The 24,641-nt window shown below is 64.1% G+C and carries 23 protein-coding genes and 1 tRNA gene; 6 read left to right on the top strand and 18 right to left on the bottom strand.

The window, feature by feature from the left end:
* Positions 1–113: 113 nt before the first annotated feature.
* Both E5X34_RS24370 and E5X34_RS24365 read left to right on the top strand, forming a co-directional pair.
* Complete coding sequence (locus E5X34_RS24370) at positions 114–554, top strand: hypothetical protein (protein WP_292569963.1); 441 nt, start codon at positions 114–116, stop codon at positions 552–554.
* On the top strand, positions 551–2,713 hold the full coding sequence (locus E5X34_RS24365) for a phosphatidylserine/phosphatidylglycerophosphate/cardiolipin synthase family protein (protein ID WP_292569960.1): 2,163 nt from the start codon (positions 551–553) through the stop codon (positions 2,711–2,713). Before E5X34_RS24370 ends, E5X34_RS24365 begins: the two co-directional genes overlap by 4 nt.
* A 43-nt stretch (positions 2,714–2,756) precedes the next feature.
* Here E5X34_RS24365 and E5X34_RS24360 read toward each other — a convergent pair whose 3' ends face one another.
* The 9 genes from E5X34_RS24360 to rsfS form a co-directional block, all read right to left on the bottom strand.
* Positions 2,757–4,019, bottom strand: coding sequence for a D-amino acid dehydrogenase (locus E5X34_RS24360; RefSeq protein WP_292569957.1), 1,263 nt, complete (start codon positions 4,017–4,019; stop codon positions 2,757–2,759).
* 88 nt (positions 4,020–4,107) lie between these two features.
* Positions 4,108–5,253 carry an alanine racemase gene (gene alr, locus E5X34_RS24355; RefSeq protein WP_292569954.1) on the bottom strand — a complete coding sequence of 382 codons (1,146 nt, stop codon included), beginning with the start codon at positions 5,251–5,253 and terminating at the stop codon, positions 4,108–4,110.
* Between the two features lie 230 nt (positions 5,254–5,483).
* A complete protein-coding gene (locus E5X34_RS24350) occupies positions 5,484–5,999 on the bottom strand; it encodes an RNA pyrophosphohydrolase (RefSeq protein ID WP_292569951.1) in 516 nt (171 codons plus the stop codon).
* Positions 6,000–6,050: 51 nt separating this feature from the next.
* Positions 6,051–7,241, bottom strand: a complete 1,191-nt coding sequence (locus tag E5X34_RS24345; RefSeq protein WP_292569948.1) for a divergent polysaccharide deacetylase family protein — start codon at positions 7,239–7,241, stop codon at positions 6,051–6,053.
* Positions 7,242–7,508: 267 nt separating this feature from the next.
* The gene (locus E5X34_RS24340) at positions 7,509–8,840 is read right to left on the bottom strand and encodes a S41 family peptidase (protein WP_292569945.1); all 1,332 of its coding nucleotides are present in this window, start codon (positions 8,838–8,840) and stop codon (positions 7,509–7,511) included.
* A gap of 1 nt (position 8,841) precedes the next feature.
* Complete coding sequence (locus E5X34_RS24335; RefSeq protein ID WP_292569942.1) at positions 8,842–10,176, bottom strand: murein hydrolase activator EnvC; 1,335 nt, start codon at positions 10,174–10,176, stop codon at positions 8,842–8,844.
* A gap of 111 nt (positions 10,177–10,287) precedes the next feature.
* On the bottom strand, positions 10,288–10,479 hold the full coding sequence (locus tag E5X34_RS24330) for a transcriptional regulator (RefSeq protein ID WP_292569939.1): 192 nt from the start codon (positions 10,477–10,479) through the stop codon (positions 10,288–10,290).
* Between the two features lie 60 nt (positions 10,480–10,539).
* Positions 10,540–11,022: a 23S rRNA (pseudouridine(1915)-N(3))-methyltransferase RlmH gene (rlmH, locus tag E5X34_RS24325; RefSeq protein WP_292569936.1), complete on the bottom strand. Its 483-nt coding sequence runs from the start codon at positions 11,020–11,022 to the stop codon at positions 10,540–10,542.
* A gap of 61 nt (positions 11,023–11,083) precedes the next feature.
* Positions 11,084–11,461 carry a ribosome silencing factor gene (gene rsfS, locus E5X34_RS24320; RefSeq protein WP_126080694.1) on the bottom strand — a complete coding sequence of 126 codons (378 nt, stop codon included), beginning with the start codon at positions 11,459–11,461 and terminating at the stop codon, positions 11,084–11,086.
* 243 nt (positions 11,462–11,704) lie between these two features.
* Between rsfS and E5X34_RS24315 the strand changes: the two genes are divergently transcribed.
* A complete protein-coding gene (locus E5X34_RS24315; RefSeq protein ID WP_127884650.1) occupies positions 11,705–12,556 on the top strand; it encodes a mechanosensitive ion channel domain-containing protein in 852 nt (283 codons plus the stop codon).
* Positions 12,557–12,576: 20 nt separating this feature from the next.
* Here E5X34_RS24315 and E5X34_RS24310 read toward each other — a convergent pair whose 3' ends face one another.
* From E5X34_RS24310 to obgE, 5 genes are all read right to left on the bottom strand, one after another.
* Positions 12,577–13,863 carry an MFS transporter gene (locus tag E5X34_RS24310; protein ID WP_292569933.1) on the bottom strand — a complete coding sequence of 429 codons (1,287 nt, stop codon included), beginning with the start codon at positions 13,861–13,863 and terminating at the stop codon, positions 12,577–12,579.
* Between the two features lie 92 nt (positions 13,864–13,955).
* Positions 13,956–14,543, bottom strand: coding sequence for a nicotinate-nucleotide adenylyltransferase (locus E5X34_RS24305; protein ID WP_292570063.1), 588 nt, complete (start codon positions 14,541–14,543; stop codon positions 13,956–13,958).
* Between the two features lie 84 nt (positions 14,544–14,627).
* Positions 14,628–15,914, bottom strand: coding sequence for a glutamate-5-semialdehyde dehydrogenase (locus tag E5X34_RS24300; protein ID WP_292569930.1), 1,287 nt, complete (start codon positions 15,912–15,914; stop codon positions 14,628–14,630).
* A gap of 31 nt (positions 15,915–15,945) precedes the next feature.
* A complete protein-coding gene (gene proB, locus E5X34_RS24295; protein WP_292569928.1) occupies positions 15,946–17,085 on the bottom strand; it encodes a glutamate 5-kinase in 1,140 nt (379 codons plus the stop codon).
* A gap of 2 nt (positions 17,086–17,087) precedes the next feature.
* Entirely contained in the window at positions 17,088–18,119 is a 1,032-nt protein-coding gene (gene obgE, locus E5X34_RS24290; RefSeq protein ID WP_292569925.1) for a GTPase ObgE, read from the bottom strand.
* Between the two features lie 147 nt (positions 18,120–18,266).
* Here obgE and E5X34_RS24285 point away from each other — a divergent pair, with 147 nt between their 5' ends.
* A complete protein-coding gene (locus E5X34_RS24285; protein ID WP_292569922.1) occupies positions 18,267–19,130 on the top strand; it encodes an endonuclease/exonuclease/phosphatase family protein in 864 nt (287 codons plus the stop codon).
* Between the two features lie 7 nt (positions 19,131–19,137).
* Here the strand turns inward: E5X34_RS24285 and E5X34_RS24280 are convergent, their stop codons facing one another.
* The 4 genes from E5X34_RS24280 to E5X34_RS24265 form a co-directional block, all read right to left on the bottom strand.
* Positions 19,138–19,683 carry a GNAT family protein gene (locus tag E5X34_RS24280; RefSeq protein WP_292569919.1) on the bottom strand — a complete coding sequence of 182 codons (546 nt, stop codon included), beginning with the start codon at positions 19,681–19,683 and terminating at the stop codon, positions 19,138–19,140.
* Positions 19,684–19,686: 3 nt separating this feature from the next.
* Entirely contained in the window at positions 19,687–20,274 is a 588-nt protein-coding gene (locus E5X34_RS24275; protein WP_292569916.1) for a GNAT family protein, read from the bottom strand.
* Positions 20,275–20,399: 125 nt separating this feature from the next.
* Positions 20,400–20,669, bottom strand: coding sequence for a 50S ribosomal protein L27 (rpmA, locus tag E5X34_RS24270; RefSeq protein WP_040991608.1), 270 nt, complete (start codon positions 20,667–20,669; stop codon positions 20,400–20,402).
* Positions 20,670–20,768: 99 nt separating this feature from the next.
* The gene (locus E5X34_RS24265; RefSeq protein ID WP_292569913.1) at positions 20,769–21,464 is read right to left on the bottom strand and encodes a 50S ribosomal protein L21; all 696 of its coding nucleotides are present in this window, start codon (positions 21,462–21,464) and stop codon (positions 20,769–20,771) included.
* A gap of 328 nt (positions 21,465–21,792) precedes the next feature.
* On the opposite strand from E5X34_RS24265, the gene E5X34_RS24260 reads away from it, so the two are divergent.
* Both E5X34_RS24260 and E5X34_RS24255 read left to right on the top strand, forming a co-directional pair.
* Positions 21,793–21,882, top strand: a tRNA-Ser gene (locus E5X34_RS24260).
* 114 nt (positions 21,883–21,996) lie between these two features.
* Positions 21,997–23,319: an integrase gene (locus E5X34_RS24255; RefSeq protein ID WP_063169217.1), complete on the top strand. Its 1,323-nt coding sequence runs from the start codon at positions 21,997–21,999 to the stop codon at positions 23,317–23,319.
* Positions 23,320–24,641: the final 1,322 nt, after the last annotated feature.

Genomic DNA, 24,641 nt, shown 5'->3' with positions numbered 1-24,641 from the left:
GGCGCCAGAGCAATTCTAGGAATTGCGTCAGAACAAAAAAGATAGAGCGGTTCGCCCTTTCCGCGAAACGGTGAAGCGCTCTGGGGGACAATCTTCGAAACGCCGGCGGGGAAATGCGAGCCGTTCTTGCCATTCTGCCGCTGCTTTTTCTGTCGGACTGCGCCAATCCCTGGACAAAGGTCCCTGAAGCACAATTGCCGAAGCCGGTACGCTACGCCATGTCGCGACCCTCGCCTTTCGTCATCGGCAATTATTGCGGCCCGGGCACGCGCACCGGCGATCTGTCGGCAAGGCCCGTCGACCGCCTCGATGCCGCCTGCCAGATCCACGATGCCTGCTACATTGCAAGGCACAATCATTGCGACTGCGACGGCGCGCTGGTCGCTTCAGCGCGGAAAATCCGAGACGACAAGACGGCGCCGCGCAAGATACGAAACGAGGCCGAACTTCTGATCGCCACCTTCGCCTTCCCCGTCTGCCGGATCTTTCCGCAAGGCTTCCTGCCGCCGCGCGACCCCGCCGAGCTCAAAGCCGTGAGCGGGGCCGCCGGATGAGCCTCGGGTCTGCCGTCGCCAAGGCATTGCTTGGACTGGCGCTGTCGGTGGTGGCCGGCTGCGCCGGCATGCCCGAACATTCGGCCTGCGCCTTCTTTCCGGGCGACGATTCCTGCGACCGCCCGCCCGTGTCGGCGGACAGCAGCGGCGCCGAGATCGCCATGGCCCATTACTTCGCAAGCGACGGCAACAGCGCTTACGAGAGACAGTTCCAGGCGCTGCTCGCCCAAAACCGCCTCGATGCGCTCGACCGCGCCAACGGCACCGGCCGCTTCGGCCGCGACTGGCGCGACGTCCAAAACAGCGGCTTCCACGCGACCTATCCGGCATTGCAACGATTGGCCAGGCCGCTCGACGACACGGAACTCGCGCCGACGCCAGGCAAGCCTGGCGAAGGCCATTTCACCGGCCGCTGGCGCATGTCGCGGCAGACCCTCTATCTCGATGCCGCCGCGCGGCCCTCGGCGCCCAAGACCTTCAGCTTCTCCGGCCTGCAGGCGCGCTCGGTCGAGATCGTGCTGCGCCAGTCAGGCCAGCGGCCTGTCGACATCGGCGGCACCTGCAACGGCCCGCTTGCGATCCGCGCATCGGGCCGATCCACCACAGTCGCCGCAGCCTCGCCATTCCATTTGAGCCTGCCGGTCGCCGAAACCTCCGCCAGCCTGTTTCCGGACCAGGCACTGACCCGTTGCGATCTGCGCGTCGGCTCCGCCCTGGCGCCGGCGGGCGCGCCGCTGACCTTGCTGCGCGAGGAGACCGCCGATCCCTGGATCACGGCTCTGGACAGCCGCTACGACCGCTGCCCGGTGCCCGATCCGGCGGGGATGGAGGAACTCGACCGCGTCTTTTATGCGAGCCGCTGGCTGTCGCAGACCTGCGCGCTGCCGCTGGGATCGCCGACCCTGCTGCGCAAGTCACGCGACGGCTTCAATGCCAAGGTCGAAGCGCTGCTCGGCAAGAGGCTCCCGGACAGCGCCTTCGACAAGGCCGACCCCGAGCTGCCGCTCGATTTCTCCAACGCCCCGAAACTCAGGCTGATCTACCTGTCGTCGCTGGAATTCAAGGCGGATTTCTCCGGCCGCGTGATGGAGCGGCTGATCCGCCATCACGCAGCACTTGGCACCAAGGTGCGCATCCTGGTCACCGACGTGCTGGAGCGGGAGAAGGACGACGCCATGCTGCACCGGCTAGCGGCAGAATTCCCCAATGTCGAGCTGCAGGAATATCGCTGGCAGGCCGATCACGGCGCGCCGTTCGACGAGCAGATATCGCAGCTGCACAAGACCCATCACGTCAAGATGCTGGCGACGCTGGCCGAACAGCCCCGCCGCTCGCGCGTCATCATCGGCGGCCGCAACATCCATGACGGTTTTCTGTTCCACAGGCCGGTCGACCTGACCCACCATCCGGACCTCGAGCAATACGGCAAGACCGACGGCTTCTCGCTGAACTACTATTCCAACTGGAGCGACTTCGACATGGAGATTGCCGACCAGGCGACCGTCGAGACGCTGGCCGCGCATCTGTCGACCATCTGGCTGCGCGACGCCGACACCAATCTGTCGCGACCGTTCTCCATTCCGGTTCGTTCCATAGCTGCCCCGCGCGGCGTGGCGCGGCATTTCATCTCCGTGCCCTATGAGGATGGGCACGCGCTGGAGGCCTATTTCGTCGAGCTGATCGACACCGCCGAGCATCGCATCGAGATCGTCAATCCCTATCTCAACCTGACGCCCGATATCGCCCGGGCCTTCGACCGGGCGCTGGCCAGGGGCGTGAAGATCGACGTCGTCGGCCGCATCGACCTGAAGGGCGATATCGGCGGCCGGTTCCTCACCGCGCTCAACAAGCTGTTCGTCGAGAAATATGGCGACCGCATCAACATCCGCGAGTTCAAGGCGCCGGATGTCGTGCTGCATTCCAAGATCATGATGATCGACGAAAGGCTGGTCGCCATCTCCTCGGTCAACCTCAACAACCGCAGCTTCTTCCATGACTCGGAAAACGGCATGGTCGTGCTCGATCCGGCCTTCTATGCCAGGATGAAGCCGATCTACCAGGACTACGTTGCGCATTCACGGCCGGTCGCCACCAATGTCACGATCGGCTGGGCATACCGGCTGCTGTTCAGCGACAATTGGGTCAGAGAGGCGTTTTGAAGGATTGAAGCGCGCCGTCTCGATTCCATACCGAGCAGCGCGCTTAAATAGGCTTCAGGTACCGTTCCGGGCTGAGGTCGCGCGCGTTGATCTCCGGCACCCGGTTGGACATGATGTCGGCCAGAACCTTGGCCGAGCCGCAGGCCATGGTCCAGCCGAGCGTGCCGTGGCCGGTGTTGAGGTAGAGATTGGCAACCTCGCTCAGTCCGACCAAGGGCGGTCCGTCCGGCGTCATGGGCCGCAAGCCGCACCAGAAGCTCGCCGCCTTGAGATCGCCGCCGCCGGGGAAAAGATCGCCAACCGAATGTTCGAGCGTGCGGCGGCGCGATTCATGCAGGCGAAGATCATAGCCCGAAATCTCCGCCGTGCCGCCGACGCGGATGCGGTCGCCGAGCCGGGTGATCGCCACCTTGTAGGTCTCGTCCATGACGGTCGACACCGGTGCTGCCTCGGCATTGCTGATCGGCACGGTGATCGAATAGCCCTTGACCGGATAGACCGGGATCGGGCGCCCCAGCTTGCGCATGAACTGCGCCGAATAGCTGCCCATCGCCATCACGAAGGCATCGGCGGTTTTCCATCCGCTATCGGTGAGCACATTGGTGAGGCGGTTGCGGTTCCTGACGACTTTCCGGACGGTCGAGCCGTACTCGAATATCACGCCCCGCGCCACGCAGAGTTCCGCGAGCTTGTCGGTGAACATCTTGCAGTCGCCGGTCTCGTCGCCGGGAAGCCTGAGGCCGCCGACGAATTTGTCGCGCACGGCGGCCAGCGCCGGTTCGGCGGCGACACAGCCGTCGCGGTCGAGGATCTCGTAGGGCACGCCGTATTTCTTCAGCACCTCAACGTCGCCGCCGGTGGCGTCGAGCTGCTTCTGCTTGCGGAAGAGCTGCAGCGTGCCTTTGGCCCGTTCGTCGTAGGTGATGCCGGTCGCCTCGCGCAGTGCTTTCAGCGTGTCGCGACTGTATTCGGCAAGCGGCACCATGCGCGACTTGTTGAGCGCATAGCGCTCGGCCGTGCAGTTGCGCAGCATCTTCAGCAACCAGGTCCACATATTCGGGTCGAACGCCGGCCGCACCACCAGCGGGCCGTATTTCATCAACAGCCATTTGACGGCTTTGATCGGAACGCCTGGCCCGGCCCAGGGCGAGGCATAGCCCGGCGACACTTCGCCGGCATTGGCGAAGCTGGTTTCGAGGGCCGGCCCCGGCTGGCGATCGTAGACGGTCACTTCATGACCAGCCTCGGTGAGGAAGTAAGCGGTGGTGACCCCGATCACGCCGCCGCCCAGCACGATGACTTTCATTCTGTCTCCCTCAAAGGCCTTGCACGCCGAGGCGCTTTGGCTCGTTCATCTGTGTGCCGGATTTTGCGGCGCCCGCCAAGGGGCGTGGTCAGGCGCCGACGTAGCGGCGGTGAAAGCGCGTGCCCAGGTTGGTCAGTATCTCGTAGCCGATGGTGCCGGCGTGGCCGGCCGCGTCGTCGACGCTTTGCGAGGGGCCGATGAGCTCGACGAGGTCGCCCTCGCCGAGCCTGCCTGCCGGAAGTGCCGAAATGTCGAGGATGATCGAATCCATCGAAACGCGCCCAATGAAGGGCAAACGCACACCCTCGAACCAGGCGGCCGAGGCGGCGCGCCGGTGCCAGCCGTCGCCATAGCCCAGCGAAATGGTCGCCAGCCTGAGCGGCCCGTCCGCCTGGTGGGTGTGGCCATAGCCGATGCCTGTGCCGGCACCGATCTCACGCGTTTGCGCCACCTTGGCTTCCAGCCTTATCACCGGCAGCATCGGATTGGCTTCGTGGGGTGTCGGGTTGACGCCATAGAGCGCGGCTCCGGGACGGGCAAGGTCGTAATGATAGGCAGGTCCGAGAAAGATGCCCGACGAGTTGGCCAAGGAGGCGGGCGCCGCGGGCAGCATCTTGCGCAACCGGTCGAATTCGTGCCGCTGCTTCTCGTTGGCCACCTGTTGGGGCTCGTCGGCGCGGGCGAGATGGCTCATCACGAAACGGATGTCGATGCCGTCGAAGGCGCCGGCCTCGCCCGCGACCGCCTCGACTTCTGCCGGCGCCATGCCGAGCCGGGCCATGCCGCTGTCGACCTGGATGGCGGCCGGCAGGCTCCGGCCCGCGCTCCGCGCGGCCTGGCGCCAGGCCTTCAGCTGGGTAGCGCTGTTGACGACCGGGCAAAGGCCGGCCGCCAGGGCTTCCGGCTCCGAACCCGGCGGCAGGCCGTTCAGCACCAAGATGTCAGGCCCAGGCCCGATCGCCTTGCGCAGCGCGATGCCCTCGCCGGGCAGCGCGATAAAGAAGATGTCGCAGCCCTCTTTCGCCAGGACCGAGGCCACTTGGGCGGCGCCAAGCCCATAGCCGTCTGCCTTGAGCACCCCGGCGCAGCGAACACCGCCCAGCCGCGCCTTCAACCGGCGATAGTTTTCCCGGATAGCTCCGAGGTCGATCGTCAGGATAGCGCCGGCGGCCGCCTCGCTCACCGGCTGGCTGCCGGCGGCGGATCCGATCAAAGCGCGGCTGGTGTCGTCCATGGCGACCCCCGTTCATTGCATCGGCAATCAATAGAATTCTGTCGTCGATGCAGCAACTGCCCTGAGTCTGATGAGATTCAGGTCAGGCCGAGTCGGAGTCGAAGACGGGCGCGAAGCGACCAAACTGGGTGGCTTCCGAGAACCGGAGCGGGGCGTACTTTTCGTACGCGAGCACCGGAAGCGCAGGAAACCGCCATTTGCAGGCCGGCCTCACCTGAATATCGGCAGCCTCAGGGAGCCAGGTGCTGGAATGCTGCCACCACCTGCTCATAAACCTTGCGCTTGAACGGCACGATCAGTTCGGGCAATTCCCACATCGGCCGCCAGGCCCATTCGTCGAACTCGGCCGTGTGGCCACCGGGCGGCGGATTGATCGCGATCTCGCTTTCGTCGCCCTCGAAGCGATAGGCGAACCATTTCTGCGTCTGGCCGCGATAACGGCCCTTGAAGGCAACGCCGACCAGATGCGGCGGCAGATCGTAGTTGATCCAATGCGGCGCCTCGGCAAGCAGCGCCACGCTGCGCATGCCGGTTTCCTCATAGAGCTCGCGGCCCGCGGCCTCGATCGGCTCCTCGCCCTTGTCGATGCCGCCTTGCGGCATCTGCCAAAGCTGCGTGGTGCCGGCGAACTCGCTGTCCGGTTCGGCGATGCGGTGCCCAACCCAGACCAGGCCGGCTCTGTTGAGGATCATCAGCCCGACGCAGGGACGGTAAGGCAGCGTTTCGGGATCGATCGTCTTGGCCATGGGTCAGCGTTCCAGCGGTCTCGAGGATTGAATGCGGCGAGGCGGGTAGCGTTAGCCCTTTTGCGGATCGATCGCCACCGCCGAGATCGGCACGATCTCGATGCCGCGCTTCTTCGCTTCGGCAATCCAGGACGTCACCGTGTCGACGGTGATGTCGAAGGCCGAACCGATGCCGACGGCGCTGCCCTTGGCCCGCGCCGTGGCTTCGAGGCTGTCCAGCTTCTTGAGGATTTCGCCGCGGTCCTGCACGGCGTCGATCGCCATGTCGCCGGCGACGAACGGCACGCCGTCCTTCAGCGCCAGGTCAGGAGCGACGCTGCGCGAGGATGAGCCGTCATCGATATAGGCAAGGCCGCGCTTGCCGAGGTCGGCGATGAAAGGCTCCATCGCCGAGGCGTCGGCCGAGAAGCGCGCGCCCATATAATTCATGACCCCGGTATAGTTCGTGGTCCTGGACAGCGCCCAGTGCAGGCTCTTCAGGTTCTCGTCCGTGCTGGCCGACACGGTCAGCGTGTTGCGGCCGGGATTGACGTTGGGATAATCGAACGGCTCAAGCGGCACCTGCATGACGATCTCATGCCCGCTCTGCCTCGCCGCCTGCATCCATCGACCGATGCTGTTGCCCTGCGGCGCGAAGGCCAGCGTCACTTCGGCCGGCAGCTTGGCGATGGCGGCTTGCGTGCCGGTCTGCGAGACGGCGAGCCCGCCAATGACGATCGCCACCCGCGCGCCGCGCGCCCCCGACCACGGCCGGGCATAGACGTCGAAGGGCCGCCTGCCGTCGGCGGAACGGATCGGCAGCGGACCCGTGTCGCTGGCCTCGATCAGCGCCCTGTCCGGGATATGCGCGACCTTGAGGTTCTGGCCGAGCGTCGACGGATCGCGGATGACGATCGCCGCTTTCGGCGGGCTGTCGCCCTCCTCGGTCTGGACGTGGATGATCTGCGGCCCGCCGCTCTTCATCGGGGTGCTGGCCTGCGGCGTCGCGGCCGCAACCGGAGCCGGTGCGGCAGGCGGCGCGGGTGTGGCGGGAGCAGCGACGACCTTCGGCGTCGAAACCGCCACCTCTTGCGGCTTGCGGAACGGCTTGTCGCGCAATGCGATCGCGCCGGAAACGCCGATCACGGCAAGGACGGCCACCGCTGCGGCAAGCGTGCCGCCGCTGATACCGCGCGAGGCCTTGCGCTGAGGCCGAAGCGTCTGTCCGAGCGGGCGTTCGATGTCCTTGCCGATCTCAGCCAAGTTATGTTCCCCGGAAGCACGCCCACTTGGAATGAATGTCACGTTCTCGTGACATCTCGCGTGAACTTCACAATCGCTGGCGCGATACCCCAGACGCGTGGCGCCTAACTCTTTGTTTTTACGCAATTCCGGACGGAAAACCGCTCACACTTTTCCTCGAATTGCTCTAGCCGCGGTCCCCGAATCAAACTGCCGGAACCTCGCGGTCCCGGCAGCATCGCATTGCTTCGCTCAGCCGGCCAGAGCCTTGCCCCGGCCGTGACGGCCTTACTGGTTCAGCACGGCCTTGTCCGGGTTCGGCGGGAAGGCCGGGTCGGTCTTCTCACCGCGCAGCAGCTGCTCGGCATAGATCAGCTGCAGATCATCCTTCGGATCCGGCGGCACATAGGCGGCCGAGCCAGAACCGGTCGAGCTCTCGTCGGCACCCTTGATGTGGCCCTTGAGGTCGGATTCGCCGCGGGTCAGGTCACGGCCCTGCAGGTCGGGTGGCAGCGGCTGGTCGACCTTGATGTCTGGCGTGATGCCCTTGCCCTGGATCGACTTGCCCGACGGCGTGTAATAGAGCGCGGTCGTCAGCCTGAGCGCGCCATTCTCGCCGAGCGGTATGATGGTCTGCACCGAGCCCTTGCCGAAGGACTGCGTGCCGACCACCGTGACGCGGCGCAGATCCTGCAGCGCGCCGGCGACGATTTCCGAGGCGCTCGCCGAACCGCCATTGACCAGCACGATCATCGGCTTGCCGTTGATGTCGTCGACCTGCTTCGGCTTGGCGTCGAAGCGGGTGACGTCCTTCGGATCGCGGCCGCGCGTCGAAACGATCTCGCCGCGCTTGAGGAAGGCATCCGACACGCTGACCGCCTGGTCGAGCAGGCCGCCCGGATTGAGGCGCAGGTCGAGCACATAGCCCTTCAGCTTGTCGTTCGGCACCTGCTTCTTGATGTTCTCGATGGCGTTCTCGAGATCGTCATAGGTCTTCTCGGTGAAGGAGGTGATCTTCATGTAGCCGATGTCATTCTCGACCCGGTACTTCACCGCCTTGACCTTGATGATGTCGCGCACCACCGTCAGCTCGATCGGCTTGTCGGCGCCCTGGCGCAGGATGGTGAGCTTGATCGGCGTGTTGACCGGGCCGCGCATCTTCTCGACCGCGTCGTTGAGGGTGAGGCCACGAACCTCCTCGCCGTCGATCTTGGCGATGTAGTCGCCGGCAAGCACGCCCGCCTTGGCGGCCGGCGTGTCGTCGATCGGCGTGATCACCTTGACGAGGTCGTTTTCCATGGTGACCTCGATGCCGAGGCCGCCGAACTCGCCCTTGGTCTGCACGCGCATGTCCTGCGCCTGCTCGGCATTCATGTAGGAGGAGTGCGGATCAAGCGAGGCCAGCATGCCGTTGATGGCGTTTTCGACCAGCGACTTGTCGTCCGGCGGCGTCACATAATTCGCGCGCACACGCTCGAAGATGTCGCCGAAGATCGCCAGCTGCTTGTAGGTTTCCGAACCCGCAGCGTTCGCCGCCGAGCCCGGTGCGCCATAGACCAGGCTCATTGCCGATGCGCCCATCAGCGCGCCGGCAAACAGAAGCGACAGTTTCCGCATCATTTCACGTCCTTCCAGAGAATCGATCCGCCCACCATGGGGCTGGATCGACGGGTTTTCCATCCTTGCGGAACTCGACATAGAGTTCCGACGCCGAATTTTCATTCCGCGAGGCCGAGGTGCTTGCCACCCGGGCCTCTCCCATCGCGCCGATCGGCTCTCCCGCGAGCACCGACTGTCCGGTCGCGACGCTGATTCTGCTCATCCCCGCCAGGACGACATGATACCCATCGCCCGCATTGAGGATCAAGAGTTGACCATAGGAGCGAAACGGCCCCGCATAAAGCACGTTTCCATCCGCCGGTGCGGTGACGATGGCCCCCGATTGTGTCGCAACCATGTCGCCCTGCATCGCCGCGCCATTGCCGTCGTCGGTGCCGAAACGCCGCTTGATCTTGCCGATGACCGGCAGCGCGATCTGGCCTTGCAAGGCCGAAAACGGCGCCGACCCCGTGAGGCGGTTGGCCTCCGGCACCGGCAACGCGGCAAGCTCGGTCGTCGAGGCCGTCGTGTCGCTGTCGGTCGATTTCCGCTCGCCCGCCTTGGCCTGGTCCTGCGCCTTGCGCGCCTTGTCGGCTTCGAGCGAGGCGATCAGGTCCTTGAGGCTGCTCGCCTTCGCCGCCAGCTCCTGCGAGTGCCGTTGCTCGGCCGCCATCGCGGTCTGGGTATCGGCCTGCAGCTTCTTCTTGGCCTCGAGCAGCATGGTGAGCCGCTTCTTCTCCGCCGTCTGGTCCGTGACGGCGGCGGAGAGTCGCGCCCGTTCCGCCTCGATCGAGGCCGTTACCCTTGTCTGCTCCTTGAGATCGGCCATCAGCCGTTCGGTCTGCTGTCGCAGTTCCGGCACCACGGCGCCGAGCAGGATGGCGCTGCGCACCGACGACAGCGCGTCCTCCGGCTTGACCAGGATTGCCGGCGGCGGATTGAGCCCCATGCGCTGCAGTGCGCCGAGCACCTCGGCCAGCACGTCGCGCCGCGCCGCAAGCGAGGCGCGCAGCTTCTGCTCCTCGTCCTTCAGCCCTTCGAGCTTGGCGCCGATATCCTCGATGTCCTGGCCGAGCTTCTGCTCGGTCATCGCCGACTGGATCAGCGCCGCGGTGATCGAGGCATAATCCTTGCGCACCGAAGCGATGTCGGCGGCAAGCTTGGCCAGCCGCTCCGATGACAGCGTGATCTCCTTGGAGACCTGCTCGTATTCGGCCCGGCTCTGATCGGGATCCGGCGCCGCGTCCAGCGTGTTCCCGGCCGCCCGGACCGGCCCGAGCACGACCACGGCGGCGACAAGGGTCAAGCCGCAACGGCTGCGCCAGGTGCGCGTGATCGGGTACCAGCCTTCAGACATCAGGCCTCTAACCTATCCGCCGCTTCGTTAACGAACCATCAACCATGTTGGAAGCGCTATTGTGATCGTAATGTCGAGTTATTGAGGCGGAAATCCGGATAGCTACGTCTTCTAGAGGCTTCGGCCTTGACTGCGTCGAATAACATCCTGCGCCGATACGGCCTGGAATTCGCTCTCGTCAGCTCTCAGACCCGGCTCAAGCTCGCTCTTCAGCCGGTCCCACACTTCGTTGCTGCCCTGCAAATCGCGACGAACCAGGGAACGCTCGCTGGCGCGGACATGAATGCTTTTATCTGCGGCCATGACCCAATCCCACTATGTTCGTTGAAAATACGAAAATGCCGCAGATATTGCCACCGCCAGTTACGACCGGTGATAGGGATGACCCGCCAGGATCGTGGCAACCCGGTAGAGCTGCTCGCCCAGCATGACGCGCACCAGCTGGTGCGGCCAGGTCAGCGCTCCGAACGACAGCACAAGGTCGGCCTGCTCGCGTAAGGATTTGTCATGGCCGTCGGCGCCGCCGATGGCGACGACCAGCGCCTTGCGACCGGCGTCGCGCAACTGGCCGATACGCGCGGCCAGGTCTTCCGACGAAAGCGATTTGCCGCGTTCGTCGAGCAGGATGAGAACGGTGCCAGCCTGCAACTGGGCCTGCAGCTTCTGGGCTTCCTCGCGGCGGCGCTCGTCGGCGCTCTGTCCGCGGCTTTCGGGGATCTCGACGATGCCGGCAAACTCCAGCCCGACCGCGGGCCCGCTCTTGGCGAAGCGCTCGAAATAGCGGTCGGCGAGTTCTCTCTCGGGGCCGGTCTTCATCCGGCCCACGGCATGAATGGTGGTCTTCATCCTCGCCCCGGCGAGCTTGTCTAGCGCATACCGTGAAGGTTCACGGCACGCGGATCAAGGCTCAGTGCAAGGTCTCTTCCTCGAGGTCCGGCGCCTGCCACATCTTTTCGAGATTGTAGAATTCGCGGACTTCGGGGCGGAAGACATGGACGATGATGTCGCCCGAATCGATCAGGACCCAGTCGGCGCTGGCCAGCCCCTCGACGCGCGCATTGCCGAGACCGGCATCTTTCAGCGCCTTGAGGAGATGATCGGCGACAGCCGAGACATGACGGTGCGATCGGCCCGAGGCGATGACCATATAGTCGCCGAGGCTCGATTTTCCCTGGATGTCGATTGAGACGATGTTTTCGGCCTTGGAGTCTTCCAGACTGGCAAGGACTGTGTCGATGGCGAGGCTCGCGGCGGCGTTGCCGCTGATCCCGGCCGGCGAAGGCATGATATCAGCCTTCTTCCGCAGTGCTGTTCTCAGTGTGTTTCCTTTCCCAACAAGAACAACCAAATCACCCTGCAAATCAGGTGACACCACTTAGATAGGCAGAGTTCCATTGCAGTTTCAAGACGACGGCCTCTTTTGCCTGGGCCGCGCCTGATCCGGATCGCTGTTTTAGCAGTGTCTGAAAAGCGGGAACTGATCCCGGACGCATGGGTTATCGGCGCACCGACCAACGGAATCCCCGCCATGCCCACCGACCCACAGAGCGCCCTCATCACCATCCAGGCCGGGCTCGCACAGCTCAGCACCCTGATCGTTTCCTATTCCTTCTCGGCCATCGGCGCCGTGATCCTTTTGGTTGTCGGTTATCTGGTCGCCGGGCTTGCCGAACGCTCGATCTATGCCGGCCTCGGCCATATCCACGGCTTCGACGAGACCTTGCGGCATTTCTTCTCGCAGGTCGTGCGCTACGCCATCCTGATCCTCGTCGTCATCATGGTGCTTGGTCAGTTCGGCGTGCAGACGGCCTCCATCATCGCCGCGATCGGCGCCGCTGGCCTGGCCATCGGACTGGCATTGCAGGGCACGCTGCAGAACATCGCCGCCGGCATCATGCTTCTGGCACTGAGGCCCTTCCGCATCGGCGAGAATGTCGAGGTCGGCGCGATCGCGGGCACCGTCGAGGAGATCGGCCTCTTTGCCACCAAGCTGCGCACCGCCGAAGGCGTCTACATACTGGCGCCCAACTCGACGCTGTGGAACCAGCCGGTGCGCAACTTCACCCGCAACGGCGTGCGCCGCACCGACGTGACCTTGAGCATCGGCTCCTGGAACGATATCGACCGCGGGCAGAAGACGCTGCTTGCCATCGCCGGCGCCGAAAGGCGCATCCGGCGCGAACCACCTCCGATCGCCTTCATCGCCAGTGTCGGCGACGCGACGGTTTCGCTTACCTTGCGCTACTGGACATCGGCCGCCGACTATTTCTCGACCCAGATCGACATGACCAAGCGCGCCAAGCAGGCCTTCGACAGCGAAGGCATCTCGATCCCGCTGCCGCCGCCGGAAGTCCCGGCGCCGGAAGCGCGCAAGCAGTAGCCCGATCGGTCCATCCTCGATCAGTGCTTGGCTGCCGTCTCGTCCGGCGCGAAGGCGAGCTCCACCGGCAGCGGCGTCTGCGCCGACATCGGCGCGAAGCTGCCGCTTGTGGCTGCGGGTGTCGGCCGCCCCGCCGTCACGCGCCACAGCACGAACAGGCAGAAGGCCGAGGCGATGACGATGCCGACATAGATGAAGGTGGCGGTGCCGAAAACGGCGGAAAGCGCCGTCACGATGCCGGGCACGATGAAGCCGGCCAGCGACCAGGCAAACAGCATCGAGCTCGACAGCGCCAGAAGCTCGTCCTTGGCGGCGCGGTCGGCGGCATGCGCGCTGGACAGCGCGTAGATCGATTCCGACGCCCCATCCCAGATCAGATAGATCACCACCAGCGCCATCAGCGCACCGCCGTCGAAGACGATGGCCAAGGTGCTGGCGACGACCGCCAGCGCCGCCGCCCCGGCCAGCACGTAGCGCCGGTCGGTGCGGTCCGAAATCCAGCCGAGCGGAATCTGCAGGATCAGCGTGCCGACCGGCATGGCCGACAACAGCAGCGCCACATCGGCCTGGCTGTAGCCCTTGGCGGTGGCGTGGATCGGCGCGAAGCCGGAAACGATCATCGACAGGCCGCCGACCGCGAGCATGCCGGCGACGCCGACCGGCGAGATCCGCCAGGCGCGGCGTAGCGCGACCGACGCCGCCTGCGGCGCCGGCGGCTGGGCAAGCCTGGTCATGCCGACCGGCAGGATGGAAAGCGCGGTGAAGGTGATGCCGATCAGCGACGCGGCCGCCGAGTGGATGTCGACCAGGGCGAGCGTCGCGTAACCCACGCCCAGCCCGGCAATATAGGCGACATAGAACACCGCCATCACCCGGCCGCGGATCGAATTCGGCAACGCATCGTTCAGCCAACTCTGCGCGACGATGAACAGTCCGCAGATGGCGAAGCCGTAAAGCGCCCGCGCGGCGATCCACAAAAGCGGGATCGGCCCGGCGCCGATCGCCGCGTTGGAAAGCGCGATCAGCGCCGAAAGCACCATGAAGGCGCGGGCGTGCCCGACGCGTCGCACCAGCGGCCCGGTCAGGATGCAGCCGGCCAGCCCGCCGGCCGAAAGCCCGGTGACGATCAGCCCGGCCCAGGTCGGGTCGAACCCGTCGGCGCCGAGCCGCACCGGGATATAGGCGAACATCAGCCCATTGCCGATCGCGATCAGCGCCATCGACACGATGACGCTGGCAATGGCGATCAGCGGCGCCGGTTGTTCGGCGCGGACGGCGTCGGTCTTGGTGGGGTTCTTCTCCAGCATGGTCTGTCAGCATCGCTTACCGGGAAGCAAAAGGCCGCCGCAAAAGCGACATCGCACGCCTTCCCTTCCCCCCTTGTGGGGAAGGAGGGCGCTCAGCCCTTCGCGGCCTTGCGGATCGCGGTGGACGACAGCGACGAGCGCGGGCCGTGGATGAAGGTCCAGGCCGGCGCCGGCATGCGGGCGAGCAGCGGCGCGTCGCCCTCGTCGATGCGGGCGTAGTCGAAGGTCTTGGCGACGACCGACGACAGGAAGGAGAGCGTCGCGCCCGGGCGATCGATGACCGCGATCGGGAAGGTCAGCACGATCTCGCGCCAGCGCTGCCAGCGGTGGAAGTCGCGCAAACTGTCCGCGCCCATGATCCAGACGAAATCGACACCCGGATTGCGCGCCTTGACCAGGGCCAGCGTGTCGGCGGTATAGCGCACATGCTGCGATGCCTCGAAGGCGGTGACCTTGATCCTGGGATTCCTGGCGATTTTTTCGGAGAGCTCGATGCGCTCGGCGAGCGGCGCAAGTTCCCGCGCGCTTTTCAGCGGGTTGCCGGGCGTCACCATCCACCACAGCTGATCGAGCGCCAGCCTTCTCAGCGCGATCTCGGCGACCAGCGCATGGCCGGCATGCGGCGGATTGAACGATCCGCCGAACAGGCCGACCGTCAGGCCCCTGGCGGCGTGGGGCATGCGAAGATAGCGGGCAGGGACAGGCTGCTCGGCTTGCGAAAGCATTCGCCTTGGCCTCCCCTCAGGCCTGCCGGGCGAAAAAGGTCAAGGCCTCACCTGTCCCGATCCGCGCACGCGGTATTTGAACGAGGTGAGCTGCTCGACGCCGACCGGTCCGCGCGCGTGCATCTTGCCGGTGGCGATGCCGATCTCGGCGCCCATGCCGAACTCGCCGCCATCGGCAAACTGTGTCGAGGCATTGTGCAACAGGATCGCCGAGTCGATCTCGTTGAAGAAGCGTTCCACAGCCTGCGCGTCCTCGGCGATGATCGCCTCGGTGTGGTGCGAGGAGAAGGTCTCGATATGCTCGATCGCCTCGCCGACGCCGTCGACCAGCTTCACCGCGATGATGGCATCGAGATATTCCGTCACCCAGTCGGCGTCAGTTGCTGGGCTGGCTTCGGAAAAAGCCCGCAGCACCTCTTGGTCGGCATGGATCTCGCAGCCGGCGGCGCGCAGCGCTTGGAGGATCGGCACCAGATGCGTGGCGGCTACCGCGCGGTCGACCAGAAGCGTCTCGGCCGCGCCGCAGACGCCCGTGCGCCGCATCTTGGCGTTGACCGCGATCTTGACCGCCATGTCGAGATCGGCCGAACGGTCGATATAGAGATGGCAGATGCCTTCGAGATGCGCGAAGACCGGCACCCGCGCCTCGGTCTGCACGCGCCCTACCAGGCTTTTGCCGCCGCGCGGGATGATGACGTCGAGATTGCCGGAAAGTCCTTTCAGCATCTCGCCGACGGCGGCGCGATCGGTGGTCGGCACCAGCTGGATGGCATCCTGCGGCAAGCCGGCGACCTTCAGCCCTTCCACCATGCAGGCATGGATGGCAGCCGACGAATTGAGCGAGTCGGACCCACCGCGCAGGATCACCGGATTGCCGGCCTTGAGGCAGAGCGCGCCGGCATCCGCCGTCACATTCGGCCGGCTCTCATAGATGACGCCGATGACGCCGAGCGGCGTGCGCACGCGCTCGATATGCAGCCCGTTCGGCCGGTCCCACTCGGCGATTACGTCGCCGACCGGGTCCTTGAGCGCGGCGATCTCGCGAATGCCGTCAGCCATCGCCTTGATGCGCGAGGTGTCAAGCTTCAGCCGGTCCATGAAGGAGCCCGACAAACCGGCCTCCTCGCCATTCGACATGTCGATGGCGTTGGCATCGAGGATCGCCTGCTCGTTGCGCAGGATGGCTTCGGCCATGGCGACGAGCGCGGCATTCTTGGACTTGGTGGAAGCAACGGCCAACGGTCGGGCGGCGGCGCGGGCGCGACGGCCGATATCGGCCATCAGCACAATCGTGTCTTCGCCGGATTTTTCATGCAGCTTCAGCATGGTTCATCCTCCGCCCGTCGTCGTTCAATACTTAGTCGTCGGCCAATACGTGGTCGCCGGCGACGCTTACCACAAGGTCGTCGCGATGGATCATCGCCGAACGCGCCTCGTAGCCGAGCACATTTTCGATCTCGGCCGTCTTCAGACCCGCGATCCTTACGGCATCGGCGGCATCATAGGCAACCAGGCCGCGCGCGATCTCGCGGCCCTCCGGCGACAGGATCGCCACCGTGTCGCCGCGCGAGAAATTGCCGCTGACCAGTTTTACCCCGGCCGGCAGCAGCGACTTTCCGGACTTCAAAGCCCCGATGGCGCCGGCATCGACGGTGAGCCGGCCGGCCGGCTCGAGCTGACCGGCGATCCAGGTCTTGTAGCCCTTCACCGGATTGGCGCTCGGCTTGAAGAAGGTCGCGCGCTCGCCGCGCTCGATCGCCATCAGCGGCGACAGCCTTGTGCCCGAGGTGATGATCATCGCCGTGCCGGCGGCATTGGCGATCTTGCCGGCGTCGAGTTTTGTCCGCATGCCGCCGCGCGACAGCTCGGACGCGGCGGCGCCCGCCATCGCCTCGATGTCGGGCGTGATGCGGTCGACCACCGGGATGAATTTCGCTCCCGGGTCCTTGGCCGGCGGCGCCGTGTAGAGCCCGTCAATGTCGGAGAGCAGCACCAGCAGGTCCGCGCCCATCATCGTCGCCACCCGCGCCGCCAGCCGGTCATTGTCGCCATAGCGGATTTCCGAGGTCGCCACCGTGTCGTTCTCGTTGATGACCGGCACCGCCTTCATCTTGAGCAGGGTCGAGATCGTCGCGCGCGCGTTGAGGTAGCGGCGGCGTTCCTCGGTGTCGCCAAGCGTCAGGAGGATCTGGCCGGATTTCAGCCCGTCCTTGCCGAGCGCGTCCGACCAGGCGCCGGCAAGCGCGATCTGGCCCACGGCCGCCGCCGCCTGGCTCTCCTCAAGCTTCAGCGCGCGCTTGCCGAGGCCAAGAATGGTGCGGCCGAGCGCGATCGCACCTGAAGAAACGACGAGCACTTCGGCGCCGGCATTGGCAAGCACCGCGATGTCGTCGGCAAGCGAGGTCAGCCAGTCGCGCTTCAAGCCCGTCGCTCGGTCGACGAGCAGCGCCGAGCCGATCTTCACCGTGATGCGTTTGTAGGATTTGAGCGACTTCATCGTTATGGCTGCCAGCGCGTCTCGACGGGAGCCGGCACGGCATCGCGAGATTCGGCAACCACCGCCATCAAGGCCCGCAGCACGGCCTCGACGCCTTCGCCGGTGACGGCCGACAGAAGCAGCGGCGCGCGGCCGCCGGCGCGCTTCAGCGAGGCCGCCTTCTTCTTGCGGGCCTCCGCGTCGAGAATATCGACCTGGGAAAGCGCGACGATCTCGACCTTGTCGGTCAACCCATGACCATAGGCTTCGAGCTCGGCGCGCACCGTCTTGTAGGCCTTGCCGGGATTTTCCTCCTGCGCCGAGACCAGATGGAGCAGCACGCGCGTGCGCTCGACATGGCCAAGGAAGCGGTCGCCGATGCCGACGCCCTCATGCGCGCCCTCGATCAGGCCTGGAATGTCGGCCAGCACGAACTCGCGGCCGTCGATGCGGGCGACGCCAAGGCCGGGATAGAGCGTGGTGAACGGATAGTCGGCGATCTTCGGCTTGGCCGCGGTGACAGCGGCCAGGAAAGTCGATTTGCCGGCATTGGGCAGCCCGACTAGGCCGGCATCGGCGATCAGCTTGAGCCGGAGCCAGATGCTGAGCTCCTCGCCAGGCAGGCCGGGATTGGCGCGGCGCGGCGCCTGGTTGGTCGAGGTCTTGAAATGCTGGTTGCCGAAGCCGCCATTGCCGCCCTTGGCCAGCAGGAAGCGCTGGCCGACCACGGTTAGGTCGCAGATCAGCGTCTCATTGTCCTCGGCGAAGATCTGGGTGCCGGCCGGCACTTTAAGCGTGATGTCGGCGCCCTTGGCGCCCGTCATGTTGCGGCCCATGCCGTGCATGCCGGTCTTGGCCTTGAAATGCTGCTGGTAGCGATAGTCGATCAGCGTGTTCAGCCCGTCGACCGCTTCCGCCCAGACATCGCCGCCGCGGCCGCCGTCGCCGCCATCCGGGCCGCCGAACTCGATGAATTTCTCGCGCCGGAACGACACCGAACCGGCACCGCCGTCGCCGGAACGGATGTAAACCTTGGCCTGGTCGAGGAATTTCATCGGATTTTCAGGTTTCTGCTATTGCGCTTGCGGGATTGCTCTAAACCAAGGAGCGACACAGCGCGAGGCCGATTTGTGACTAAAGCGCCAGGTGCCCTTTTACCAAGGACGCGGTAGCACTGTGCGGAAGTGCTGGAGGGGCACGTAATGAAGATCGTTTCCTATAACATCCAATACGGCATCGGCCTCGACGGCAAATACGATCTCGGCCGCATCGCCGACGCGGTGCGCGGCGCCGATGTCATCGCGCTGCAGGAAGTGACCCGCAACAACCCGCGCAACGGCGGTCGCGACATGGTGGCCGAGATCAGCGAGGCGCTGCCCGATTATTTTGCCGCCTATGGCAGCAATTTCGAGGTCAATATCGGCTCGCGGCTGGAGAACGGCCGCGCCATCTCGACCTCCTTCCAGCTCGGCAACATGGTGCTGTCGACGACGCCTATTCATCTGTCGCGCAATCTCCTTCTTCCGCGAAGCCGCAGCCTCGAGACCATGAACTTCCAGCGCGGCGCGCTGGAGGCGCTGATCGAGACGCCGCTTGGCTTCATCCGCTTCTATTCCACCCATCTCGACCATCGCAGCCCGGTCGAGCGCCAGGGCCAGATCCGTTTCCTGCGCCAGCGCCTCCTCAACTATGCGCTGGAAGGCGGCGGCCTGTCGGGCATTCCCGAGATCGGCCTGCCGGACCTGCCCTATCCGGAAGCCTTCATCGTCATGGGCGACTTCAACATGCTGCCGGGCTCGCCCGAATATGTCGAGCTTGCCGGCCGGCCGGATCATGAATTCGGCATGCCGCTGACCGCCGATCTCGCCGTCGACGTCGCCCAGCGTCTGGCGGTCGCCGACCTCGTCACCTGGGTGGATCCTGAGCGGCCCGATGACAAGAGCCGCCACAAGTGCATCGACTACATCTTCACCAGCGCCTCGCTCGCCAGATCGCTGAAACGCCTCTGGTCCGACCGGGACGCCGTCGGTTCCGACCACCTCCCGCTCTGGGCCGAACTGGGCTGACGGCTCCTTATCCGGCTGCGTTTTCGCGTTCGACGATCGCCATCATGATAGTATCGCCGTATTGTCCGTCGATACAAATGGCGTCGCGCTGAACGCCCTCCCTGACAAACCCGACCTTGTCGTAAAGAGCGATGGCGCGAGGATTGTCGGCATGCACGCACAGCTCGACCCGGACAAAGCCGACCTTGCGTGCCTGTGCCAAGGTCGCATTGATAAGCCGCAGTCCAAGCCCACGCCCGCGATGGGCGGCAACGATCCCCATTCCGAGCGTGCCGCGATGGGCATGGATGGGTCGTTCAAGGCGTGAGATATCGCACCAGCCGACGACCTCGCCGCGAACGACGGCAACGAAGCCAGGATCGCCCGCCGCGATACGGTCCAACACGAAGCGCCGGGTTTGATCGAGTGGCGGCGCTTCGAGGAACGACAGGTACTTCCGCTCACGCGCAACAAGATCGAGAGCGCGATGAAAGCTTTCGATGTGACCCGGCGCTATCGGCGCGATCGTTTCAATGTCGTTGCTGTCATCGACCATTGGCTTGACCGGCGTCATCCATCAATAGTGGATCCAGTTGCGAAGACTGTTCCACGTCTTGCGATCCAAGCGATAGCGCTCGACAGGAACCTGGCCGGCGACGATTGAGTTCAGCATGCCCTGGCCGGCATACTGGAAGCCGCATTTGTGGATGACCCGGCGCGAGGCCGGATTGATCACCCTGGTCGAGGCATGCAGCACCTGGATCGAGGTCCGCTGGAAGGCGAGGTCGACAAGCGCGTGCGCGGCCTCGGTGGCGTAGCCGCGCTTCCAATAGGGCTCGCCGATCCAGTAGCCGAGCTCCAGGCCGCGATCGGTCGTGTTCAGCCCGGCGCAGCCGACGAAAGTGTCGCTGTCCCTGAGCGTCAGCGCATAGACGATGCCGGCGCGCCGCGACGCCGCCATGGCAAGGAAGGTGCGGCCCTCGGCCTCGCCATAGGGGTGCGGCATGCGGGCCAGCATTTCGGCGACATGTCGGTTGTCGGCAAGCGTGACGAGTTGCTGGAGATCGTTTTCGCGCGGGGCACGCATGACCAGCCGCTCGGTGGCCAGCGCCGGGCAATCGATCGCGTAACTTTCGTCTTCGGTGTCTTCCGCTTCGGCAACCATTTTAGTCCTCCAGGGCAAGAAAAAATGAAAAGGAGAGAGGGCGAGCCCATCTCTCCTGATCCTTTTCCTGGCCTGGCCAGACACCGGTTCCCGAGATGGGCGCCGGTGTTATGGTGCGGAACCGGCTACTCCGCTGCTTTGGTAATCGGGTTCACCGATACGTAGGTTCGGCCGTTGGCTTTCTTGTTGAAGGTGACTGCGCCGGCTTCGAGCGCAAAAAGGGTGTGGTCCGTGCCCATGCCAACATTGGTGCCCGGATGCCATTGCGTGCCGCGCTGACGAATGATGATGTTGCCGGCGACGACGGCTTCGCCGCCGAACTTCTTCACGCCCAGACGCTTGGAGTGCGAATCGCGACCATTGCGCGACGAACCGCCAGCTTTCTTGTGTGCCATTTGACTAACTCCGATGCGCCCTGAGGCGCTTGAATGGTCTTATGAACGCGTTCGCGTTCCGTTTCAAGTCCGTACCGGCGACGATCGTCGCCGGGAAAATTACTTCTTCGCCAGTTCCTTGGCCTGCTCGCGCCAGTCCTTGATCTGGTCGGCGCTGAACGGCATATGCTCGTCGATCTTGGCGACATCCTTGTCGGTGAGCTTGGCGAGCTGCGCGAAGGTGATGATGCCCTGCTCGGCGAGGTCCTTCGCCGCGACCGGGCCGATGCCCTTGATCACGGTCAGGTCGTCCGGCTCGCCTTTCGGCGCCTTGAACAGCGGCGCGGCCTTGGCCTCTTCGCCGGCAGCGGCCTCAGCCTTGGTTTCCTTCTTGGCCTTCGGCTCCTTCGGGGCGGCCTCGGCCTTCGCCTCGGCGGCGACTTCAGCCTTCGCCTCTGCCTTGGCTTCCGGCTTCGCGGCAGCCTTCTTCGACGGCTTGGCGCCACCCAGCAGGATCTCGGCGATCCGCACTGTGGTCAGAAGCTGGCGATGGCCGATCTTGCGGCGCGAATTCTGGCGGCGGCGCTTCTTGAAAGCGATGACGGTGCGGTTCTTGCCCTGCTCGACGACTTCCGCCGTGACCAGTGCGCCATCGACGAACGGCGCGCCGAAGGTGACATTCTCGCCCTCGCCATGCGCGAGCACATTGCCGATCTCGACGATATCGCCGACCTTGGCTTCGAGCTTCTCGATCTTCAGGAGATCGTTGGCGGCGACGCGATACTGCTTGCCGCCCGTTTTGATGACTGCGAACATTTTTTGCCTTTCGCTGTTCGGTCGGCCTCGATGAACCGCCTCGGGCGGTTCGGCCGTCTTTTTGTCAGTCTGCGGGTTCAAAAAACAAGCGGCGCGGAAGAGCCTCCACGCCGAATGCGGGCTGTCCCTAACCGAAGGTTGCGTTGGAGTCAAGGCAAACGGGCCTGCCCCGGACGACAAGCCGAACCATGCCGCCGGCAAAGCAGGCGGGTGTGCCGTCGCCGCTGCTTTTCGCGGAACATGGAATTCGCTCGAATAGGGCCTTGTAACTCCAGCGGTCAGCCGTTATCTAGTGCGCCGCGCCGCCAACGGCCGACCATGACCTCGCGGAGAGGTGGCAGAGTGGTCGAATGCACCGCACTCGAAATGCGGCATACTCGCAAGGGTATCGGGGGTTCGAATCCCTCCCTCTCCGCCATTTAGCTTCCATAAAAATCCTTTCCTTTCAAAAGCTTCCTTGTTGCGCTTGACCAGCACGAAGCGAAACATATCTTAGACTGTGTAACAAACTGTGTAACATTAGAGAAAGATAATGCGACGTTCCGCAGCGCCAAAGCCGCATAAACGTGAAGGCATCTGGTATCTCGTCCGCAGGGTGCCGAAGGAATTCGCGGCGTTTGATCGCCGCTGCCTAGTACGCATTTCCACGGGCGTCGCCGTGGCTGACGATCCCCGCGGTGTACGGGCGCGAGATGCAGTGCAAAGCCTCGGCGCGGGGCTGGAGGCGTATTGGCGTAGACTGCGGGAAGGCCAATCCGCCGAGGCGGGGCTGCGTTTCGAAGCCGCGAGGAAGCGCGCGCGGTCATTTGGATTGGCCTATCGCACTAACGAGGAACTAGCAGCGGGGCCGCTCGACGAACTCATGGCCCGTATCAAGCTGCTCCTCGACAAAAAATCGATCGAGGACGCGCAGGACGTCTCGGCCGTCATGGGTGGGGAGAAGCGGCCAGCGGTCCGCCTGAGCGGTCTTATCAAGGAATTCGAGACGATCGAGCAACAGAACTTGCTGACCATGTCGCCCAACCAAATCAAGAAATGGCGTAACCCCAAAAAGCGCGCAGTTGCCAATCTGGTTGGAGTCATTGGCGACAAGGAGATCGCAAGCCTCACTCGGGACGACGCAATCGCGTTCCGCGAGTGGTGGCAAAAGCGGATCGTTGAGGATGGACTTGATATCGGTACGGCCAACAAGGACATCGGCCATGTTTCGAAAATGCTGCGCGTCGTCGATCTGACTCACCAGCTCAAGCTGGAGCCGGTTTTTCGAAACCTGCGTCTTTCCGGCGCCGTCCCCGGGCAACGCGCTGCGTTCACAGCGGAGTTCATTCAGGAGAAGATACTCGCTGAAGGCGCGCTCGACGGACTCAATGACGAAGCCCGCCATCTAATCTATGTGATTGCCGATACCGGGCTCAGGCTTTCTGAAGCGGCAAACCTCACCACCGAAACAATCCACCTCGATCGAGAAATCCCGCATGTGCGGGTGCGCCCCAATGGCCGTCGCTTGAAGACCGGTCATTCAGCCCGTGACATTCCCTTGGTTGGCGGCGCACTTGCAGCCATCAAGCTCCATCCGGACGGCTTTCCTCGTTATCGCGACAAGGCCGCGTCACTTTCAGCGCTCGTCAACAAGGTGCTCGCCAGCAAGGAACTTCTGCCGACTTCCGAGCATAGTCTTTATAGCCTGCGACACACTTTCGAGGACCGGCTGACGGCAGTTGAGGCGCCGGAGAAGGTAATTGCTTCTCTGATGGGCCACAAATGGATCCGGCCCAAATACGGCGCGGGACCTTCGTTAGCGCAAAAGCGCGAGTGGCTCCAAAAAATCGCTTTTACCCCGCCCGGGCGAATGTGATTGCGGCGCCATCCAGGCCTTGAGAACCAACCTCACGGCTCCAGCTGTCCGAGCCATTTAGGTTGAGCGTGGCCAGCACGCGCTGCGCTCGCTCGCGATTTCCGAGCTTCCGCCGCATTTGTTCGACCTCGTATTCCAGCCTTTCGAAGGTCGGTATATAGGCATCTCCATGCCGGATGACCAAGTAGGCGGCAACAGCTAGACACCATTCTAGCTCCGTGGCCGATGGATCGGAAAAAGGGGCGACGCCATACCAAGACGAGCAACGCCTCTCGAGGGCTTCCGAACTAGGCAAACGGCCAGCATGTGGCATGGGAAAGAAACCTATGCCTGATCGACGAACCTAAAGTGCTCACGAAGCTTGACCGGTACGCGGGCCATCGGAGGGTTCTGCCTAAAACCGCCAAAAATTTTGAAACACCCATTCATCCGGCTCGAATTCAAAGGGATCGGCGATTTTTGGGTTATGGCTTGCAAGCATAGTTCAGCCCAGACAAGAACGCCTGATATCTTGTCGTGCACTGTCACCCTGCCAAATATGGTGCCGGCGACAACGGCAGTTTGGCGAGCAGAAGAATTCCCGAGACTGAGACGTTCTACGGCTTGGCCCATGTTCGCGCTCCTCCTCGATTGGAGACAGGATGGGCCATATGGAAGCGAATAAAAGGAGGTTGGTGACGAGTCTCGGTAGTGGAGTAGAAACGGGTGGAAAAGCTTGCGCTATTCGCCATCGGCGCCGCTAAGCGCATTTGAGAGAAGGGGCAGCGATCGCCAAGAGATGACGTCCGATCGCAAGCCGGCTAGAAATGCGACAGTGACGCGCCTTTTTTGGCACGACCTTAGCACCCGATCGGGCCTCAGCTGGTCGTCGTTGCGCAGCCGATCGGGTGCGATTTTTATAAAGCTCTCTTGGCTTTAGCTTTGAGAGCCCGTCATCGAGACAAATGCAAGGGAACGGTCCGCCCCCTGGGGACATTCGACATGCCGTGGCAGCTTCCTATGGTGAGCCAGCGCATTCCGATACACGTTTTCCGCGCTCTACCGTTGCTCCAGCACCTGTGCTGAGGCTGAGCGCTTGATCAGGACCCGACCGCTGCTGTTGCGGGATGGTGACTGGGTTGAGGTCGCGAAGACCTTGACCGCGGGTACGTTGTTCATCCCGATGAGCGCTGAGCCGAGAAGCAGCCAAGAACGCTTCCCGTAATCGAATCCTACGGGAACCGCGAAACCAGCGTCCAAAGGACGCAATTCTCCGACGTCGTTCACTCAAGCTCATCTCGCAACTTGAACGCTTGTATGAAGCCGCTGCATGTGCGCCGGTG

The sequence above is a fragment of the Mesorhizobium sp. genome (genome assembly GCF_004963255.1).
In the GTDB taxonomy this organism is placed as follows: Bacteria; Pseudomonadota; Alphaproteobacteria; order Rhizobiales; family Rhizobiaceae; genus Mesorhizobium.
This window is presented reverse-complemented; position numbering and strand designations above follow the sequence as displayed.

What these genes read in the sequence shown, in the direction of transcription:
- obgE (WP_292569925.1), bottom strand. Translation starts at nt 18,119, where the DNA reads ATGAAATTCCTCGACCAGGCCAAGGTTTACATCCGTTCCGGCGACGGC.
- E5X34_RS24255 (WP_063169217.1), top strand. Translation starts at nt 21,997, where the DNA reads ATGCGACGTTCCGCAGCGCCAAAGCCGCATAAACGTGAAGGCATCTGG.
- E5X34_RS24305 (WP_292570063.1), bottom strand. Translation starts at nt 14,543, where the DNA reads ATGCCCCACGCCGCCAGGGGCCTGACGGTCGGCCTGTTCGGCGGATCG.
- rpmA (WP_040991608.1), bottom strand. Translation starts at nt 20,669, where the DNA reads ATGGCACACAAGAAAGCTGGCGGTTCGTCGCGCAATGGTCGCGATTCG.
- rsfS (WP_126080694.1), bottom strand. Translation starts at nt 11,461, where the DNA reads ATGCCTTCGCCGGCCGGGATCAGCGGCAACGCCGCCGCGAGCCTCGCC.
- E5X34_RS24350 (WP_292569951.1), bottom strand. Translation starts at nt 5,999, where the DNA reads ATGGCCAAGACGATCGATCCCGAAACGCTGCCTTACCGTCCCTGCGTC.
- E5X34_RS24275 (WP_292569916.1), bottom strand. Translation starts at nt 20,274, where the DNA reads ATGGTTGCCGAAGCGGAAGACACCGAAGACGAAAGTTACGCGATCGAT.
- E5X34_RS24280 (WP_292569919.1), bottom strand. Translation starts at nt 19,683, where the DNA reads ATGACGCCGGTCAAGCCAATGGTCGATGACAGCAACGACATTGAAACG.
- E5X34_RS24265 (WP_292569913.1), bottom strand. Translation starts at nt 21,464, where the DNA reads ATGTTCGCAGTCATCAAAACGGGCGGCAAGCAGTATCGCGTCGCCGCC.
- E5X34_RS24285 (WP_292569922.1), top strand. Translation starts at nt 18,267, where the DNA reads ATGAAGATCGTTTCCTATAACATCCAATACGGCATCGGCCTCGACGGC.
- rlmH (WP_292569936.1), bottom strand. Translation starts at nt 11,022, where the DNA reads ATGAAGACCACCATTCATGCCGTGGGCCGGATGAAGACCGGCCCCGAG.
- E5X34_RS24360 (WP_292569957.1), bottom strand. Translation starts at nt 4,019, where the DNA reads ATGAAAGTCATCGTGCTGGGCGGCGGCGTGATCGGGGTCACCACCGCT.
- E5X34_RS24330 (WP_292569939.1), bottom strand. Translation starts at nt 10,479, where the DNA reads ATGGCCGCAGATAAAAGCATTCATGTCCGCGCCAGCGAGCGTTCCCTG.
- E5X34_RS24300 (WP_292569930.1), bottom strand. Translation starts at nt 15,914, where the DNA reads ATGCTGAAGCTGCATGAAAAATCCGGCGAAGACACGATTGTGCTGATG.
- proB (WP_292569928.1), bottom strand. Translation starts at nt 17,085, where the DNA reads ATGAAGTCGCTCAAATCCTACAAACGCATCACGGTGAAGATCGGCTCG.
- E5X34_RS24370 (WP_292569963.1), top strand. Translation starts at nt 114, where the DNA reads ATGCGAGCCGTTCTTGCCATTCTGCCGCTGCTTTTTCTGTCGGACTGC.
- E5X34_RS24340 (WP_292569945.1), bottom strand. Translation starts at nt 8,840, where the DNA reads ATGATGCGGAAACTGTCGCTTCTGTTTGCCGGCGCGCTGATGGGCGCA.
- E5X34_RS24365 (WP_292569960.1), top strand. Translation starts at nt 551, where the DNA reads ATGAGCCTCGGGTCTGCCGTCGCCAAGGCATTGCTTGGACTGGCGCTG.
- E5X34_RS24310 (WP_292569933.1), bottom strand. Translation starts at nt 13,863, where the DNA reads ATGCTGGAGAAGAACCCCACCAAGACCGACGCCGTCCGCGCCGAACAA.
- E5X34_RS24315 (WP_127884650.1), top strand. Translation starts at nt 11,705, where the DNA reads ATGCCCACCGACCCACAGAGCGCCCTCATCACCATCCAGGCCGGGCTC.
- E5X34_RS24335 (WP_292569942.1), bottom strand. Translation starts at nt 10,176, where the DNA reads ATGTCTGAAGGCTGGTACCCGATCACGCGCACCTGGCGCAGCCGTTGC.
- alr (WP_292569954.1), bottom strand. Translation starts at nt 5,253, where the DNA reads ATGGACGACACCAGCCGCGCTTTGATCGGATCCGCCGCCGGCAGCCAG.